Here is a 15,630-nt window from a genome sequence, read left to right on the forward strand (position 1 = left end):
CTTGTGGCGTTTGTTCCGACGTCTTCGCGGGCAAGCCCGCTCCTACAGTACCGTGTCGATCGCAGATTCTGCGCATGGCACAATCTTGCAGGAGCCGGGCTTGCCCGCGAACAGGCTATCTATTCGCAGTCAGGTGTTGTTGCAGCCCTTGGCGATGGAGTCCTCGTTGGAGGTATAGGGGCGCGACGGTTCCAGGTTCCACTGTGGTTTGTTACGGGCAATGTTGAAGTGGCAGACCAGTTGCCGGCGCATGCTGCCGACCGTGCTGTCACGGTTGTCCGGATTGTTCTTCCAGTTCGCGTCGAGGTAATGGTCCGACGCCAGTTCATTGAAGAAGTTGTTGGTCTGGTTGTCCTGGATCTTGCGTCCGCAATCGGTCGGGGTGATCTCCAGGGTCATGACTTTCTTGCCGAATCCCGGATCATCGCGCTCCACCCACACCGCGCTCTGCACATAGCGGTCGCAGCCGTTGCGTTCGGTGGTGGGGTAGATGACCTGTTTCTTGCTGTCGTAGACGAAGCTCGCATCCTGCTGCGGCGTCTGCGGCAATCTCATGTTGATCATCGGCAGGTAGCGCTGGGTTGCCTGGTACCACTGGATCTGGTTCAGGCGCGCGCCTTCCAGGCCGCTGTCCTCGACGTAGAACAGGGCCAGGATCGACGGCGAGAGGGGTGGCTTCTCTTCCCATTTGGCCAGGCGCAGTTCGTTCTGGGTACCGAAGGATTCGGCGGCGATCTGCCCCATGGCGCGGATGCTCTGGTAGAACGCCGGACCGGCGGCGCTGTTGCGTTCGTCCCTGACGTCGAAGGAGCACTGGCGCGAATGGTCACCGCCGTTCTGCCGATAGTTGGCGCCCCATTGTTCGGCGGTGGTCACGCCGATCTCGTTGCAGAATTTCTCCACGCTACCGGGAGTGCGTCGCGAGTCGGTGCAGCCGGCCTGCTGGCGATCGTCGGTGGCGGCGTCGATGGGGAACGAGCAGAGCACGGCGTAATCCTGGTGGTCCTTGGGATTGCCGAAGATGGTATCGAAGATAAAGCCGCTGGTGAGTCCATAGGCCAGTTTGCGGAATTTCGAGTCCTTGCGCAGGTACGAGGCCGAGACCCCGCCGCTGGCCTGGCTCTTCGGACTGATGCTGTAGAACTGGTAGTCGGTGGACGGCCAGGTTGCCCGGAACAGTACGCCGGAGCAGAGGAAGGCCGGCTTGGACGGACCGCCGCAATCCTGGCGGGTGTCGTTGTAGAGCTGGTTGAGGCGGGCGACGGTGTCGCTGCCCTGGTCGGCGTGGGCGCCGGAATAAAAAGACAGGCCAAGGACAGCCGCCATGCAGGCGATGGGCGCTCTGGTGCTTTTCATCATGCTACTTCCCTGTGGTGTGAAAACGTTGGCCGGTGTCGGCCTGCCTCTCTGGCAATGGCTTGAGAATAGAAGGGAGCACGAAGCGCGGGGGACTTTTTGAAAGAGTTGTGATCGTTCCCACGCTCCGCGTGGGCATGCAACTCCTGATGCTCTGCTTCATACAGCGCGGACGCAGAGCGTCCAACAGGGCGTTCCCGCGCGGAGCATGGGAACGATCCTGATTCGTGTGGAGGGCCTCAGATCGACAACTGGCGGAAATGCTCCTGCAAAAACTCCACGCACACCCTCAGTTTCCCCGAGTAAGCCAGTCGTGTCGGATACACCGCCCAGACATTCGCGCTCTGGGTGTAGTCGTGCAGCACCTGCACCAGCCGACCCTGTTCCAGCAGCGGCTTGACGTCCCACAACGAGCGCAGCAGGATGCCGCGGCCGTCCAGGGCCCACTGCAGGACGATTTCGCCGCTGTTGGACGACAGCGGGCCGCTGACCCGCACGCTGTCCTGGCTGTCATTGCTCTGCCGGTCACTGCGCTCCAGGTTCCAGATGCCGAAGGCGTTGTCGCGTTCCTTGAGCACCAGGCAGTCGTGTTGTTCGAGGTCCACCAGTTGCAGCGGCGTACCACGCCGTTCCAGGTAGGCTGGCGCGGCACAGAGCACCCGGCGATTGCTCACCAGGCGCCGACCGATGTGCTGGCCGGGAATGTCGTCACCGACGCGGATCTCCAGGTCGAACCCTTCGCTGACGATGTCCACCACGCGGTCGAACAGGTCCAGGCGGATCTCCAGGTCCGGGTAACGCTCGGCCAGCAAGGACAGCGCCGGGGCCACGTGATTGCGGCCGAAACCGAAGCTGCTGCACAGGTGCAGGCGGCCGCTGGGGCTGTCGTGGGCTTCGGACAGTTCGTCGTTGAGTTGCTGGAAGTCTTCCAGGATACGCACGGCCCAGCGTTGCACCCGCTCGCCGTCCTCGGTCAGGGCGATGCGCCGGCTGGTGCGGTGCAGCAGGCGGGTGGCGAGGGTGGTCTCGAGAATCTGGATACGCTTGCTGACGTAGGCGGGCGACAAGCCCAGTTCATCGGCGGCCGCGGCAAAGCCGGCCTTGCGGATGACGGTCAGGAATACACGAAGGTCTTCGGGCAGGGGCACGGTATCTTTCTTTTGGCTCATGGGCGAAGCAACGAACACTGGCGGCAGGAGCCGCCAGAATAGCACTGGCTGGGCGCAACGGAGGATGTCGCGCCATCGCGATCGGTGGCGCGGCAGACATTCCGTAGTTGCCAGGCCTGCCGGCGACGACAGCCTGGCAAGCGATGCCGGGTTTGCGGGCCTCATCGCCGGCAAGCCGGCTCCTGCAGGGTCAAGGGGTTACCTTGGCATCGGCTTCGGCCTGGGCGGCCAGGGCCTTGCGCCCGCGCTTGAGGGCAATCGGCGCCATCTTGCTGCGATCCAGTTCGCCTTCCCAGGCTGCCACCACCAACGTTGCCACGGCGTTGCCGATGATGTTGGTCAGGGAACGGCACTCGGCCATGAAGCGGTCCACGCCCAGGATGAGCACCATGGCGGCGACGGGCACGGTCGGCACCACCGCCAGGCTGGCGGCGAGGGCGACAAAGCCGGCACCGACCACCGCGCCGGCCCCCTTGGAGGTCAGCATGGTCACCGCCAGCAGGGTCAGTTGCTGCTCCAGCGTCAGGTCGATATTGGTGGCCTGGGCCAGGAACAGCACCGCCAGGGTCATGTAGATATTGGTGCCGTCGAGGTTGAAGGTGTAGCCGGTGGGCACCACGATGCCCACCACCCCCTTGGAGCAGCCCAGGCTTTCCAGTTTCTGGATCAATTGCGGCAGGGCCGATTCCGAGGAACTGGTGCCGAGCACGATCAGCAGTTCCGACTTGATGTAGCCCAGCAGGCGGAAAATGCTGAAACCGGCGTAGCGGGCGATGCTGCCCAGGACGCAGGTGATGAAGATGAACGCGGTCAGGTAGAAGGTGCCGACCAGCTTCATCAGCGGCAGCAGCGAACCGAGGCCGTATTTGCCGATGGTGAAGGCAATCGCGCCGAAGGCACCGATCGGGGCCACGCGGGCGATCATGCCGACGATCCGGAAGAACACCTCGCTGGCCTGGTGGATCACGGCCACCAGTGGGCGACCCTTCTCACCGACCATCACCAGCGCCAGGCCGAACAGGATCGAGACGAACAGCACCGGCAGGATCTCGCCCTGGGTGAAGGCGTCGAAGAAGGTGGTGGGGATCACATGCAGCAGGAAGCCGATCACCCCTTCGCCGTGCTGGGCCTGGCCGACAAAGTTGGCGATGGCCGAGGTGTCGAGGGTCTTCACGTCGACGTTGAAGCCCGAACCCGGGTGCAGCGCGTGGGCCGCCAGCAAGCCGATCGCCAGGGCCAGGGTGGAGACGATTTCGAAGTACAGCAGGGCCTTGCCGCCGACCCGCCCGACCTGTTTCACGTCGTGCATGTTGGTGATGCCGGAGACCACGGTGCAGAAGATGATCGGACCGATGATCATCTTGATCAGCTTGATGAAACCATCGCCCAGGGGCTTGAGGTCGATACCGGTCTGTGGCCAGTGGTTGCCGATCAGCACCCCCAGGACAATGGCGATGATGACCTGCACATACAGGGTTCCCAGCAGTTTTCTGATTGTCATTTTTATTATCTCGAGAGAGTTTCAGGCAAGCCGATCCCACCGTGGGCCATTGCAGCGGCCCACGGGGAAGGGGTATTTCACGTCAGTGGTTCAGGTCGCTCGGGCCCGGCGGTTCAGCGCAGGAACGGCAGGACCTCGTCGAGCAGCACCCGCGGGATTTCCTCGGCCAGGTAATGGCCACCCGGCAGGGCCTTGCCGCGCACGTCGGTGGCGACCTGCTGCCACTCGTGCAGCGGGTTGAAGCAACGGCCGACGGTTCCTTCGGCGCCCCAGAGCGCCAGCAGCGGCATGTTCAGTTTGCGCCCGGCCTCGAGGTCGGTACGGTCGTGCTCCAGGTCGATGCCGGCGCTGGCGCGATAATCCTCGCAGATACCCCGGGCGCTGCCGGGCAGGCTGATGCAGCGGATGTATTCGTTGAAGGCGGCGTCGGTGAACGGCTTGAGCCCGGCACTGCGGCTGCCCATGACACTGCGCAGGTATTGTTCCGGGTTGGCTTCGATCAGGCTTTCCGGCAACGGCGCCGGGCGGATCAGGAAGAACCAGTGCCAGTAGGCGCGGGCGAAGGCTTCGTCGGTCTGGGCGTACATCGACAACGTCGGCGCGATATCCAGCAACACCATGCGCTGCACCGCCTGCGAATGGTCGAGGGCCAGGCGGTGGGCGACCCGGGCGCCACGGTCGTGGGCCAGGACCGAGAACTGGCTGAAGCCCAGGGCCTGCATCAGTTCGACGCCGTCGCGGCCCATCTCGCGCTTGGAATAGTTGAGGTGCTGCTCGTCGGCGGGCGGGCGGCTGCTGTCGCCGTAGCCACGCAGGTCGGCGGCGACCACGGTGAAGTGCCTGGCCAACTCGTCGGCGACCTTGTGCCAGATGACGTGCGTCTGCGGGTGGCCGTGCAGCAGCAACAGGCCTGGCCCGCTGCCGCCGATGCGGTAGGCAATGTCCACACCGTTGACGTGGCGCTGGTCTTTCTGGAATCCGGCGAACATGGAGTGACTCCTTATGATTGTTGCCGACATCCTAAAACTCACAGCGCCAGGGGCAAGGCGCAAAACGTGGTGCGCCTGTTCATGAAGTGTGTTGTGGGCGTGGCGGGTGTGGCGCGTGGCTTCAGCCTTTCATTTGCCGGAACAGGTCCGCCGCCCGCGTTTCGATCTCGGCCTGCGTCAGGTCTTCCTTGTGGGTGGCCAGGAACCAGACATGGCCGAAAGGATCTTTCAGGGTACAACTGCGATCCCCATAGAACTGATCCTGGACTTCCCGGATAACCTTGGCTCCGGCCGCGGTGGCGGTTTCAAACTGCTTGTCGACATCGGCGACATACAGGTGAATCCCGACCGACGTATGGGCTTCGGGGCTGACGAAAGGACCTTCGTCGCACGGCGTACCGAGCATCAGCGGGGAATCGCCGATCCGCAGTTCGGCATGGCCGATGCTGCCGTCAGGCATTTCCAGGCGCATGATTTCGCTGGCGCCGAAGGCTTTCTTGTAGAACTCGATGGCTTCGGCCGCCTGTTTGACACCCAGGTACGGCGTGATGCTGTGGAAGCCTTGCGGTATCGCTTTGACGCTCATCGTGATGCTCCTTTTCAGTGGCAGTGACCGTGCGGTGTTGCCGTCCATTTGACTATAGGTCATGGCCGGCAGGGCCCGGATCGGCCTGACGAGTGTGCTGCCAGCGGCTGTCAGCAAGGTGCCAGGGCACTAGAAGTCGAGGTCCGCCTGTTTGTTGTAGAGGGCCAGCAGGACGTCGTAGCGGTGGGTCACGTTCCAGAAGTCGTCACTCAGTACCCGCGGTTCGGCGTGATTGCGCCAGTCCGCCGCCAGTTGCTCCAGGGCGGACTGGTAGTGTTGCGCAGGCTGCTCCAGCAAGGCCCACAGATCGTGAACCGGACCTCGGCGGCGATTGGCGGGGAGGCTGTCGCGATAGGTCTCGCCTGCCTGTCGGGCCTGGCGCAGGGCTTCGCTGGCGGCGCCGAGCGACGGCAGGTCCAGTTGCCGACTGGCGGCGGCCTCGTCCAGGCGGTTGACGGTCTGGCGGGCCTGGATCATGTAGTTCAGCAGGTACCAGTGCTGGTCGCGGCCCAGTCGCTGCTCCAACTGCTCCAGCTGCCTGGGCCGCAAGTCGAGGTCGAGGGCTTCGAGTTCGGGGCGCAGCGTATCCGAGGCCGCCAGAAACGCTTCGATCTTGCCGTCGTAATACTTGTCGTGAAACTTCATCGCCAACAGGGCGCTGGCCGGGGAGTAGCGTTGCAGCGCCTGGTGACGCATGAGCACGTCATTGAATGCCGAGGTATAACGATTCACCACCGGCTCCATCTGCCGCGTACCCGGGAACATGCTGGCCTTGAAGACGATGCCCGGCTTGCAGAAGTCGCGCCGTATGGCGTCGGCATCCTGACGTTGCAGGTAGGGGAAGTCGTCATGGGCGTCGCTGGCGGCAGCGGTGCTGACCGTGGCTGCGCGGTCGAGCCGCCAGGGCACATCGGCCACGTTGATGCACCTGATCAAGGGCCGCAGGGCGCTGGCCTCAGCGATTTCCTCGCTGCTGTGGCGGTCGAGCCAGAGGCCGAAGCGGCTCTGCTGCTGTTCGGTGCCGACAGCCACATAGATCAGACAGATCAGCACCACGCCGAAGGTGAGAAACCAGCGCTTATCCATCAGTGGGCCTCCTTGCCGTACCACTGTTCCCGGGTTGCCGGCGGCCGGCAGTCTTCGACGCTGGCCGGCATTCGGCTGCACAGGCGTTCGGGCCAGGGTTGCAGGCCCTGGTTGCGACCGGCGACGGTCAGGCCGTGAGCGACATACAGGGCCAGGGTGGCCAGTGAAACGATCAGGATCAGGCCCCAGGCCAGCCACCAGGAAGTCGGATGGGCCGATGTTTTCTTCGGCTTGGCACGGTTTTTCGCCGGGCGGTCGACCCAGGCCATTGCCAGCATCGCGCCGCCGTAGGCCAGCAGCGGGAGGATGCCGAGCCAGGCACCGATGACCCCGGCCAGCAGCCAGCAGGGCAGCAGCTCACGCAATACCAGCGGTGGCGGCCGGCGCGGGCTGAGCCGGGCCGACAGGCGTTGGCTCAGGCGCTGGTCGAGCGTCCAGAGGGTGTCGGCCATGCCGGGCCAGAACCACAGCAGGACGCCATGCAGCCCGCAGAGCAACAAGGACCAGAGGGCAATGGCGCTGGCGGTTTCGTTCAGCCCGTTACCCGGCAGCAGGTGGTGCTGCACCGCCGCCACGCTACAGGCCAGCATCACCGCAGCGAAGCCGAGCCAGCCGGTGTCATGGGATTCCCATTCGCGCCAGAAAAAGGCGTCGCCGTCGGGCAGCAGGCTTTGCAGCCGCGTGTGGCTTGTCTGTATCGCCCGGGCCAGTTGATGGCAGGCCTGCCAGTCTTCCTTCTGGAAACGGCGGGAGAAGCTGCGGCGCTGGGCCAGGGTCATGTCGGCGAACAACAGGTGCGCGACCCGGTTGTCGGGGGTGTCCGGCGGCAGGTCGAGGCGATGCCGCTGGTTGGCCAGGAAGGTTTCGCTGCGGCTGCGCTCCAGCAGGTGTGTCCAGTAGGGCTCCGGGCAATTCGGCGTGAGGCTGTTGCTGTTCCAGTGATTGAGCTTACAGATGGAGTTGAACAGCTTGGCTGACCAGAACGGGCTTTCCAGCAGCAACTTCGCCAGCAGTTCATTGAGGCGCTCGCGGCGCTCCAGGCCCTTGAGCCAGCCGAGCTGTTCCAGGTTGTAGTATTCGCGCCAGAAACCTTCGACATCCCCACGCCCGAGCAAGCCCGCCAGGGTCTCTTCCAGGGCCTTGAACAGCCGCTGATAGAGTTCGAGCAACGCATGTGGCGACAAGTCGTTGCGCTGCCAGGGGCTCAGCCATTCGAAATGCTCCAGCCCCCAGTGGGCCAGGGCCCAGAAGTCCTGCCCGGGTTCGAGGCAGCGCAGCAGCAGCTGCTCTTCGAACTCGCGCTGGCAGTAATAGACGCTCGCCCGGGCCCAGCGCTCATCGAGCAAGGCCGGGGTGATGCCTTCGAGCAATTCGCCGGCCATCCGTTGCGCGGCCGTGGGGCCGGCGGGAGCGGGAGACAGGCCGGTTTCGGTGGCGTAGATGACCGGTTCGACGACAGGTGGCAACTCGACGACAGGCGCCGGCTCCCATGTCAGCGCGGTCCAGTCCAGGGCCTGCTCGTAGGCTTCGCGCAGCCGCTGGAAACCCTCCGGGTCGTCGTCCGGGCGGGTCTGTTTGAGCAGGATCGCGTATTGGCGCTTGATGCTGCGGGTATCGGCATCCGCCGACAATCCGAGAGTTTCCCAGCAACTCATCGGCCGGTCCCCGGCCGCACCGCCGGCGCAGGAGCAGTGCCGCTGTTCAACGCTGTTACCACGACCATACCCGATAAAACTCCCTGAAAAGACGACGGCGCGCAGGCGACGGATCATAACAATGCCGAAGCTATCGGCGCCGCCACGGATTTTATGAAGGGATCACGCTGGCTTTTTGCTCGGCGCTGCCTAAGATGGCCGTCACAAGGATCAGCACAAGGCTTGAGTGACGGCCAATGTCGGAAAAAGACACCATCTCCATCCATCTGGTGCGCGAGGCGCTGTTGCAGAGCTGCGCCCCGGGAGCGGCCACCGAAGAGGTCCTCGACAAGGTCGGGATTGCCCCGCACTTGCTGGAACAGCCCGATGCCCGCGTGCCGGCCAGTGACTATGCCCGGCTGTGGCGCTTGCTGGCGCGACGCAACGATGACGAGTTCTTCGGCATGGACCCGCGCAAGCTGCGTTCCGGCAGCTTCGCCTACCTGTGTCGGGCCGGCATGGCCCAGCCCACGGTGGCCGCGGGACTGGAGGCGGTGCTGGGCTTTCTGTCGCTGATGTTCGAGCGCCTGCCGGCCCAGCGGGTCACCCAGCAGAGCCTGGCGGAAATCGTCCTGCTCGAGCCCGAGGGCGAGGCGCGCCGGCCGTTCACCTACTTCGCCTACTGGATGATTGTCCATGGTGTTGCCTGCTGGCTGGCCGGGCGACGCATTCCGATCCTGGCCATCGAATTGCGCTGTGCCGAACCGGACTATTGCGAGGACTATCGGGTGATGTTTTCCGAGAACCTGCGCTTTGCCCGGCCACGGACGCGGATGATCTTCGCCGCCGATTGCCTGGACCTGCCGATCAAGCGCAGTCCCCAGGAGTTGCAGCGCTTTCTCGGCCAGGCACCGGCCAATATCCTGGTCAAGTACCGCGACGCCCAGAGCCTGGCGAGCCGGATCAAGCACGACTTGCGGCAGTTGCCCGCCGAGCAGTGGCCGGAAACCGAGGGCCTGGCGCTGCAGTTGTGCATGTCGGCCTCGACCCTGCGGCGCCGGCTGGCGGAGGAGGGGCAGACGTACCAGGGCCTCAAGGACAGCGTGCGCAAGGAGTTGGCGATCGTCTGGCTGGCCGAACCGTCCATCAGCTTCGCCGAAATCGCCACGCGGCTGGGCTTCGCCGATGCCAGCTCGTTCTACAAGGCCTTCCGCAAATGGTCCGGGTCCAATCCGGGGCACTACCGCAGCCTGATCCTCAACGACGCGCAATAACCCGCCTTTCGATCCGGTGATCGCTCCAGCAGCGTCATTGGCCAAACCAGTCAAGCAGGTTGAAGGCTTTGACCATTGTCCCAAGTCCCTGACGGGGCGACTATTTCCAGGATTTTTCTACGGTTCCTCTTCCTTCTAATAACAAGATAAGACCGAGAGATTCCTGTTATGCGCGACTACCTGACCGCCACCGAGAACTTCAATTATCAGCAAACGGCCGATGCGGCCTTGAAAGGGACTTTGACGGCGCTCAATGCCAGCGTCGAATGCTGTGACCGGCATGCCTTGCCGGGACGGATCGCGTTGTTCTGGGAGGGCCGCGACGGCAGCAGCGCGACCTATACCTTTACGGACCTGCAGGACAGGGCCGGGCGTTTCGCCAACTTCCTGCTGGCCCAGGGCGTGCGCCGTGGCGACAAGGTTGCCGGCCTGTTGCCGCGCAATGTCGAGTTGCTGGTGACCCTGTTCGCCACCTGGCGCATCGGCGCCGTCTATCAGCCGCTGTTCACCGCGTTCGGTCCCAAGGCCATCGAGCACCGCCTGGGCAGTTCCGGCGCCCGGGTGGTGGTCACCGACGCGGCCAACCGCGGCAAACTCAGCGAAGTCGGCGATTGCCCGACCATCGTCACCGTTGCCGGCCCGCGCGGGCAGGGCATCGTACGCGGTGACTTCAGCTTCTGGGCCGAACTGGACAACTATCCGGCCCATTGCGAACCGGTGATGCTGGACGGCGAGGATCCGTTCCTGCTGATGTTCACCTCGGGCACCACCGGTCCGGCCAAGCCCCTGGAAGTGCCGCTCAAGGCGATCATCGCCTTCCAGAACTACACCCGCGATGCGGTCGACCTGCGTGCGGAGGATGCGTTCTGGAATGTCGCCGATCCGGGCTGGGCCTATGGACTCTATTTCGGTATCACCGGGCCGCTGGGCCTGGGTCATCCGATCACCTTCTACGACGGTCCGTTCACCGTGGAAAGCACCTGCCGGGTGATCGAGAAATACGGCATCACCAACCTCACCGGGTCGCCGACCGCCTACCGTCTGCTGATCGCGGCGGGAGAGGCCTTCTCCGGCAGGGTCAGGGGCCGGCTGCGGGCCGTCAGCAGTGCCGGCGAGCCGTTGAACCCGGAAGTGATCCGCTGGTTCGCGGAACACCTCGACGTGACCATCCTCGACCACTACGGCCAGACCGAGGTCGGCATGGTGCTGTGCAACCACCACGGCCTGCGGCACCCGGTGCATGTCGGTTCGGCGGGCTTTGCCTCGCCCGGCCATCGCATCGTGGTGCTGGATGACGATTATCAGGAACTGGGTGTCGGCCAGCCGGGGATTCTCGCCCTGGACCGCTCCCAGTCGCCGATGTGCTGGTTCAACGGCTACAAGGGTTTCGAAACCAGGGCCTTTGTCGGCCGCTATTACCTCAGCGGCGACACGGTCGAACTGAATGCCGATGGCAGCATCAGCTTTGTCGGTCGCAGCGACGACGTGATCACCACCTCGGGCTACCGGGTCGGGCCGTTCGATGTGGAAAGCGCGCTGGTCGAGCACCCGGCGGTGGTCGAAGCGGCAGTGGTGGGCAAGCCCGACCCCGAGCGTACCGAACTGGTGAAGGCTTTCGTGGTGCTCGGTGCACAGTACCGCGCCGACCCGCAACTGGCCGAAGAGCTGCGCCAGCATGTGCGCAAGCGCCTGGCGGCACATGCCTATCCACGGGAAATCGAATTCGTCGAGGAACTGCCGAAGACGCCGAGCGGCAAGTTGCAACGCTTCATCCTGCGTAATCAGGAAATCGCCAAGGCCCAGGCCGCGACCTGAAGACGAGAAGCTGGTGGGGGCCGGCTTGCCGGCGATGGCGGCCTTACAGGCGGTGTCGGTCCTATGGGCCTCATCGCTGGCAAGCCAGCTCCCACAAAGGTCGGGTACGACAATAGTTGAGGGGCGCCTGCTGGGGGCAACATCAGAATCACTTGCGGTTTTAACGAAGGACATTTGTGATGCATATTCAAGACAAGGTTTTCCTGGTCAGCGGCGGGGCTTCCGGTCTCGGTGCGGCCACCGCCGAAATGCTGGTGGCCGCCGGTGCCAGGGTCATGCTGGTGGACCTCAATGCCGAGGCCGTCGCGGCCCAGGCACAAAAGCTCGGGGCCCGGGCCCACAGCGTGGTCGCGGATATCACCCAGGAAGCCCAGGCCCAGGTCGCGGTACAGGCGGCGGTCACGGCTTTCGGTGGCCTGCACGGTCTGGTCAACTGCGCCGGTATCGTTCGTGGCGAGAAGATCCTCGGCAGGAACGGCCCGCACCTGCTGGAGAGTTTCAGTCAGGTGATCAACGTCAACCTGATCGGCAGTTTCAACCTGCTGCGCCTGGCCGCCGCGGCCATGGCCGAAACCGAGGCCGACGCGGACGGCGAGCGCGGGGTGATCATCAACACGGCCTCGGCTGCCGCCTATGACGGCCAGATCGGCCAGGCTGCCTATGCCGCGTCCAAGGGCGCGATCGTCAGCCTGACCCTGCCGGCCGCCCGCGAGCTGGCCCGCTTCGGCATCCGCGTGATGACCATTGCGCCAGGCATCTTCGAAACCCCGATGATGGCCGGCATGACCCCGGAAGTCCGTGCCTCCCTGGCAGCCGGCGTGCCGTTCCCGCCACGCCTGGGCAAGCCGTCCGAGTACGCGGCGCTGGTCCGGCACATCATTGAAAACAGCATGCTCAATGGCGAGGTGATCCGTCTCGACGGTGCCTTGCGCATGGCTGCGAAATAGGAGAATCGCACATGAACACTCAAGACCCGATTGTTATCGTCAGCGCCGTGCGCACCCCCATGGGTGGCTTCCAGGGCGACCTGAAGAGTCTCAGCGCGCCGCAACTGGGGGCTGCCGCCATTCGCGCGGCTGTCGAGCGTGCCGGCGTGGCCGCCGACGCCGTCGAGGAAGTGCTGTTCGGCTGCGTGCTCTCGGCCGGCCTCGGCCAGGCACCGGCCCGTCAGGCGGCATTGGGCGCCGGACTGGACAAGTCGACCCGCTGTACCACCCTCAACAAGATGTGCGGTTCCGGCATGGAGGCGACCATCCTCGCCCACGACATGCTGCTGGCCGGCAGTGCCGAAGTGGTGGTGGCCGGCGGCATGGAAAGCATGTCCAACGCTCCGTATCTGCTGGACCGCGCCCGCAGCGGCTACCGCATGGGCCACGGCCAGGTGCTCGACCACATGTTCCTCGACGGCCTGGAGGACGCCTACGACAAGGGCCGCCTGATGGGCACCTTTGCCGAGGACTGCGCCGAGACCAACGGCTTCAGCCGCGAGGCCCAGGACGCCTTTGCCGTGGCGTCCCTGACCCGCGCGCAGCAGGCCATCAGCGAAGGCCGTTTCAAGGATGAAATCGTCCCGTTGCAGGTCACGGTCGGCAAGGAGCAGCGGCTGATCAGCGATGACGAACAGCCGCCGAAGGCCAGGCTGGACAAGATCGCCACGCTGAAACCGGCATTCCGCGCGGGCGGTACGGTCACGGCGGCGAACTCCAGTTCGATCTCCGATGGCGCCGCGGCGCTGGTGTTGATGCGCCGTTCCGAAGCCGAGAAACGCGGTCTCAAACCGCTGGCGGTGATCCATGGGCATGCGGCGTTTGCCGATACCCCGGGTCTGTTCCCGGTGGCACCGGTGGGGGCGATCGACAAGCTGCTGAAAAAGACCGGCTGGTCCCTGGATCAGGTCGACCGCTTTGAAATCAACGAGGCCTTCGCCGTGGTCACCCTGGTGACCATGGGCAAGCTGGAAATCCCCCATGACAAGGTCAACGTCCATGGCGGTGCCTGCGCCCTGGGCCATCCGATCGGTGCGTCCGGCGCCCGGATCCTGGTGACCCTGCTCTCGGCCCTGCGCCAGCAAGGCCTCAAGCACGGGATCGCGGCCATCTGCATCGGCGGCGGCGAAGCCACGGCCATGGCCGTCGAGTGTCTGTACTAGGAGGCCTCATGTTACCGAGCGAAGAGCAACAACAGATCAGCGACGCGGCACGGGCCTTTGCCCAGGAACGGCTGAAACCGTTCGCCGCCGAATGGGACCGCGAACACCGTTTTCCCCGGGAGGCCATCGGCGAGATGGCCGGGCTGGGCTTTTTCGGCATGCTGGTGCCGGAAGCCTGGGGTGGCTGCGACACCGGTTACCTGGCCTATGCCATGGCCCTGGAGGAAATCGCCGCCGGCGACGGCGCCTGCTCGACCATCATGAGCGTACACAACTCGGTGGGTTGCGTGCCGATCCTCAACTTTGGCAGCGACGAGCAGAAAGCCCGGTTCCTGCCACCCCTGGCCAGTGGTGCGATGCTCGGGGCCTTTGCCCTGACCGAGCCCCAGGCCGGCTCCGATGCCAGCGGCCTGAAGACCCGTGCGCGGCTGGAGGGCGATCACTACGTGCTCAACGGCTGCAAGCAATTCATCACCTCCGGGCAGAACGCCGGAGTGGTGATCGTCTTCGCGGTGACCGACCCGAGTGCCGGCAAGCGCGGCATCAGCGCCTTTATCGTGCCCACCGACTCGCCGGGCTACAAGGTCGCGCGGGTCGAGGACAAGCTTGGCCAGCACGCCTCGGACACCTGCCAGATCCTCTTCGAGGACGTGAAGGTGCCGGTAGACAATCGCCTGGGCGAGGAGGGCGAGGGTTATCGCATCGCCCTGGCAAACCTGGAAGGCGGGCGTGTCGGCATTGCCGCGCAGTCGGTGGGCATGGCCCGGGCGGCGTTCGAGGCGGCGCGTGATTATGCCCGTGAGCGGCAAAGCTTCGGCAAGGCCCTGGTTGAGCATCAGGCCGTGGCCTTCCGCCTGGCGGACATGGCGACCCAGATCGCCGTGGCACGGCAGATGGTGCACTACGCCGCCGCCCTGCGCGACAGTGGCAAGCCGGCCCTGGTGGAGGCTTCGATGGCCAAGCTGTTCGCTTCGGAAATGGCCGAGAAGGTCTGCTCCTCGGCATTGCAAACCCTCGGCGGTTATGGCTATTTGAACGATTTCCCGCTGGAGCGGATCTACCGTGACGTGCGGGTCTGCCAGATCTACGAAGGCACCAGTGACATTCAGCGCATGGTCATTTCGCGCAACCTGTGATCAAGGACTCTATCGATGAGCTATGAAACCATTCTGCTGGACATCAAGGGCCGTGTCGGCCTGATTACCCTGAACCGCCCGCAGGCGCTCAATGCCCTGAACGCGCAGATCGTCAGCGAACTGAACCACGCGCTGGACGCCCTGGAAGCTGACCCGCAGATCGGCTGCGTTGTCCTGACCGGTTCGAAGAAGGCCTTTGCCGCCGGCGCCGATATCAAGGAAATGGCCGAGCTGACCTACCCGAAGATCTACCTCGATGACCTGTTCAGCGACAGCGACCGGGTGGCCAACCGACGCAAGCCGATCATTGCCGCGGTGGCGGGCTTTGCCCTGGGTGGCGGCTGCGAGCTGGCGCTGATGTGCGACTTCATCCTGGCCGCTGACAATGCCAAGTTCGGCCAGCCGGAAATCAACCTGGGCGTGCTGCCGGGCATGGGCGGTACCCAGCGCCTGACCCGTGCGGTGGGCAAGGCCAAGGCCATGGAAATGTGCCTGACCGGGCGCTTCATCGATGCGGTGGAAGCCGAGCGGTGCGGCATCGTCGCGCGGATCGTGCCGGTCGACGAGTTGCTGGACGAGGCGTTGAAAGTCGCCAGCCTGATCGCCGGCAAGTCGATTCCCATCAGCATGATGGTCAAGGAAAGCGTCAACCGCGCTTTCGAGGTCAGCCTGTCGGAGGGTGTGCGCTTCGAGCGCCGGGTGTTCCACGCGGCATTTGCCACCGAGGATCAGAAAGAAGGGATGGCTGCCTTTATCGCCAAGCGCGAGGCGCAGTTCAAGGACCAGTAGGTCTGCCAGGTCCAGCGTTGGCCACTAGGCCACCCTCGCCAGCAAGCGGAACACAGCGCCCGGCCACACACTGACCGGGCCAACCTCAAAAAGGTGACCAACCAAAAAAACTGTGGGAGTGGGATTGCCCACGAAGAGGCCCTTGA

At 64.5% G+C, this 15,630-nt stretch carries 13 protein-coding genes; 6 read left to right on the forward strand and 7 right to left on the reverse strand.

The window, feature by feature from the left end; all coding sequences use genetic code 11:
- Window positions 1-129 precede the first annotated feature (129 nt).
- The 7 genes from HX881_RS00040 to HX881_RS00070 form a co-directional block, all read right to left on the reverse strand.
- Window positions 130-1,326, reverse strand: coding sequence for a DUF2599 domain-containing protein (locus HX881_RS00040; RefSeq protein WP_017129736.1), 1,197 nt, complete (start codon window positions 1,324-1,326; stop codon window positions 130-132).
- A 269-nt stretch (window positions 1,327-1,595) separates the two neighbouring features.
- Entirely contained in the window at window positions 1,596-2,525 is a 930-nt protein-coding gene (locus HX881_RS00045; protein ID WP_177082092.1) for a LysR substrate-binding domain-containing protein, read from the reverse strand.
- A gap of 190 nt (window positions 2,526-2,715) precedes the next feature.
- Window positions 2,716-4,026, reverse strand: coding sequence for a C4-dicarboxylate transporter DctA (dctA, locus tag HX881_RS00050; RefSeq protein WP_017129733.1), 1,311 nt, complete (start codon window positions 4,024-4,026; stop codon window positions 2,716-2,718).
- Between the two features lie 113 nt (window positions 4,027-4,139).
- Window positions 4,140-5,015: an alpha/beta fold hydrolase gene (locus HX881_RS00055; protein ID WP_177082093.1), complete on the reverse strand. Its 876-nt coding sequence runs from the start codon at window positions 5,013-5,015 to the stop codon at window positions 4,140-4,142.
- Between the two features lie 121 nt (window positions 5,016-5,136).
- Complete coding sequence (locus HX881_RS00060) at window positions 5,137-5,601, reverse strand: VOC family protein (protein ID WP_017129731.1); 465 nt, start codon at window positions 5,599-5,601, stop codon at window positions 5,137-5,139.
- 129 nt (window positions 5,602-5,730) lie between these two features.
- A complete protein-coding gene (locus tag HX881_RS00065; protein WP_177082094.1) occupies window positions 5,731-6,687 on the reverse strand; it encodes a DUF3829 domain-containing protein in 957 nt (318 codons plus the stop codon).
- Window positions 6,687-8,342 (reverse strand): J domain-containing protein, encoded by a 1,656-nt coding sequence (locus HX881_RS00070; RefSeq protein ID WP_177082095.1) that lies wholly within the window; start codon window positions 8,340-8,342, stop codon window positions 6,687-6,689. The genes HX881_RS00065 and HX881_RS00070 overlap by 1 nt, the downstream gene beginning before the upstream one ends.
- A gap of 236 nt (window positions 8,343-8,578) precedes the next feature.
- Between HX881_RS00070 and HX881_RS00075 the strand changes: the two genes are divergently transcribed.
- The 6 genes from HX881_RS00075 to HX881_RS00100 all read left to right on the forward strand — a co-directional run bounded on the left by HX881_RS00075 (window position 8,579) and on the right by HX881_RS00100 (window position 15,484).
- Window positions 8,579-9,595 carry an AraC family transcriptional regulator gene (locus HX881_RS00075; protein WP_177082096.1) on the forward strand — a complete coding sequence of 339 codons (1,017 nt, stop codon included), beginning with the start codon at window positions 8,579-8,581 and terminating at the stop codon, window positions 9,593-9,595.
- A gap of 168 nt (window positions 9,596-9,763) precedes the next feature.
- Complete coding sequence (locus HX881_RS00080) at window positions 9,764-11,410, forward strand: AMP-binding protein (RefSeq protein ID WP_177082097.1); 1,647 nt, start codon at window positions 9,764-9,766, stop codon at window positions 11,408-11,410.
- Between the two features lie 179 nt (window positions 11,411-11,589).
- Window positions 11,590-12,357 (forward strand): SDR family NAD(P)-dependent oxidoreductase, encoded by a 768-nt coding sequence (locus HX881_RS00085; RefSeq protein WP_103032982.1) that lies wholly within the window; start codon window positions 11,590-11,592, stop codon window positions 12,355-12,357.
- Between the two features lie 11 nt (window positions 12,358-12,368).
- A complete protein-coding gene (locus HX881_RS00090) occupies window positions 12,369-13,559 on the forward strand; it encodes an acetyl-CoA C-acyltransferase (RefSeq protein ID WP_177082098.1) in 1,191 nt (396 codons plus the stop codon).
- An 8-nt stretch (window positions 13,560-13,567) separates the two neighbouring features.
- Window positions 13,568-14,695: an acyl-CoA dehydrogenase gene (locus tag HX881_RS00095; protein ID WP_177082099.1), complete on the forward strand. Its 1,128-nt coding sequence runs from the start codon at window positions 13,568-13,570 to the stop codon at window positions 14,693-14,695.
- A gap of 15 nt (window positions 14,696-14,710) precedes the next feature.
- Complete coding sequence (locus HX881_RS00100) at window positions 14,711-15,484, forward strand: enoyl-CoA hydratase (RefSeq protein WP_017129723.1); 774 nt, start codon at window positions 14,711-14,713, stop codon at window positions 15,482-15,484.
- The last annotated feature ends 146 nt before the right edge of the window (window positions 15,485-15,630 follow it).

This window comes from Pseudomonas gingeri, from assembly GCF_013386115.1.
Lineage (GTDB): Bacteria > Pseudomonadota > Gammaproteobacteria > Pseudomonadales > Pseudomonadaceae > Aquipseudomonas > Aquipseudomonas gingeri.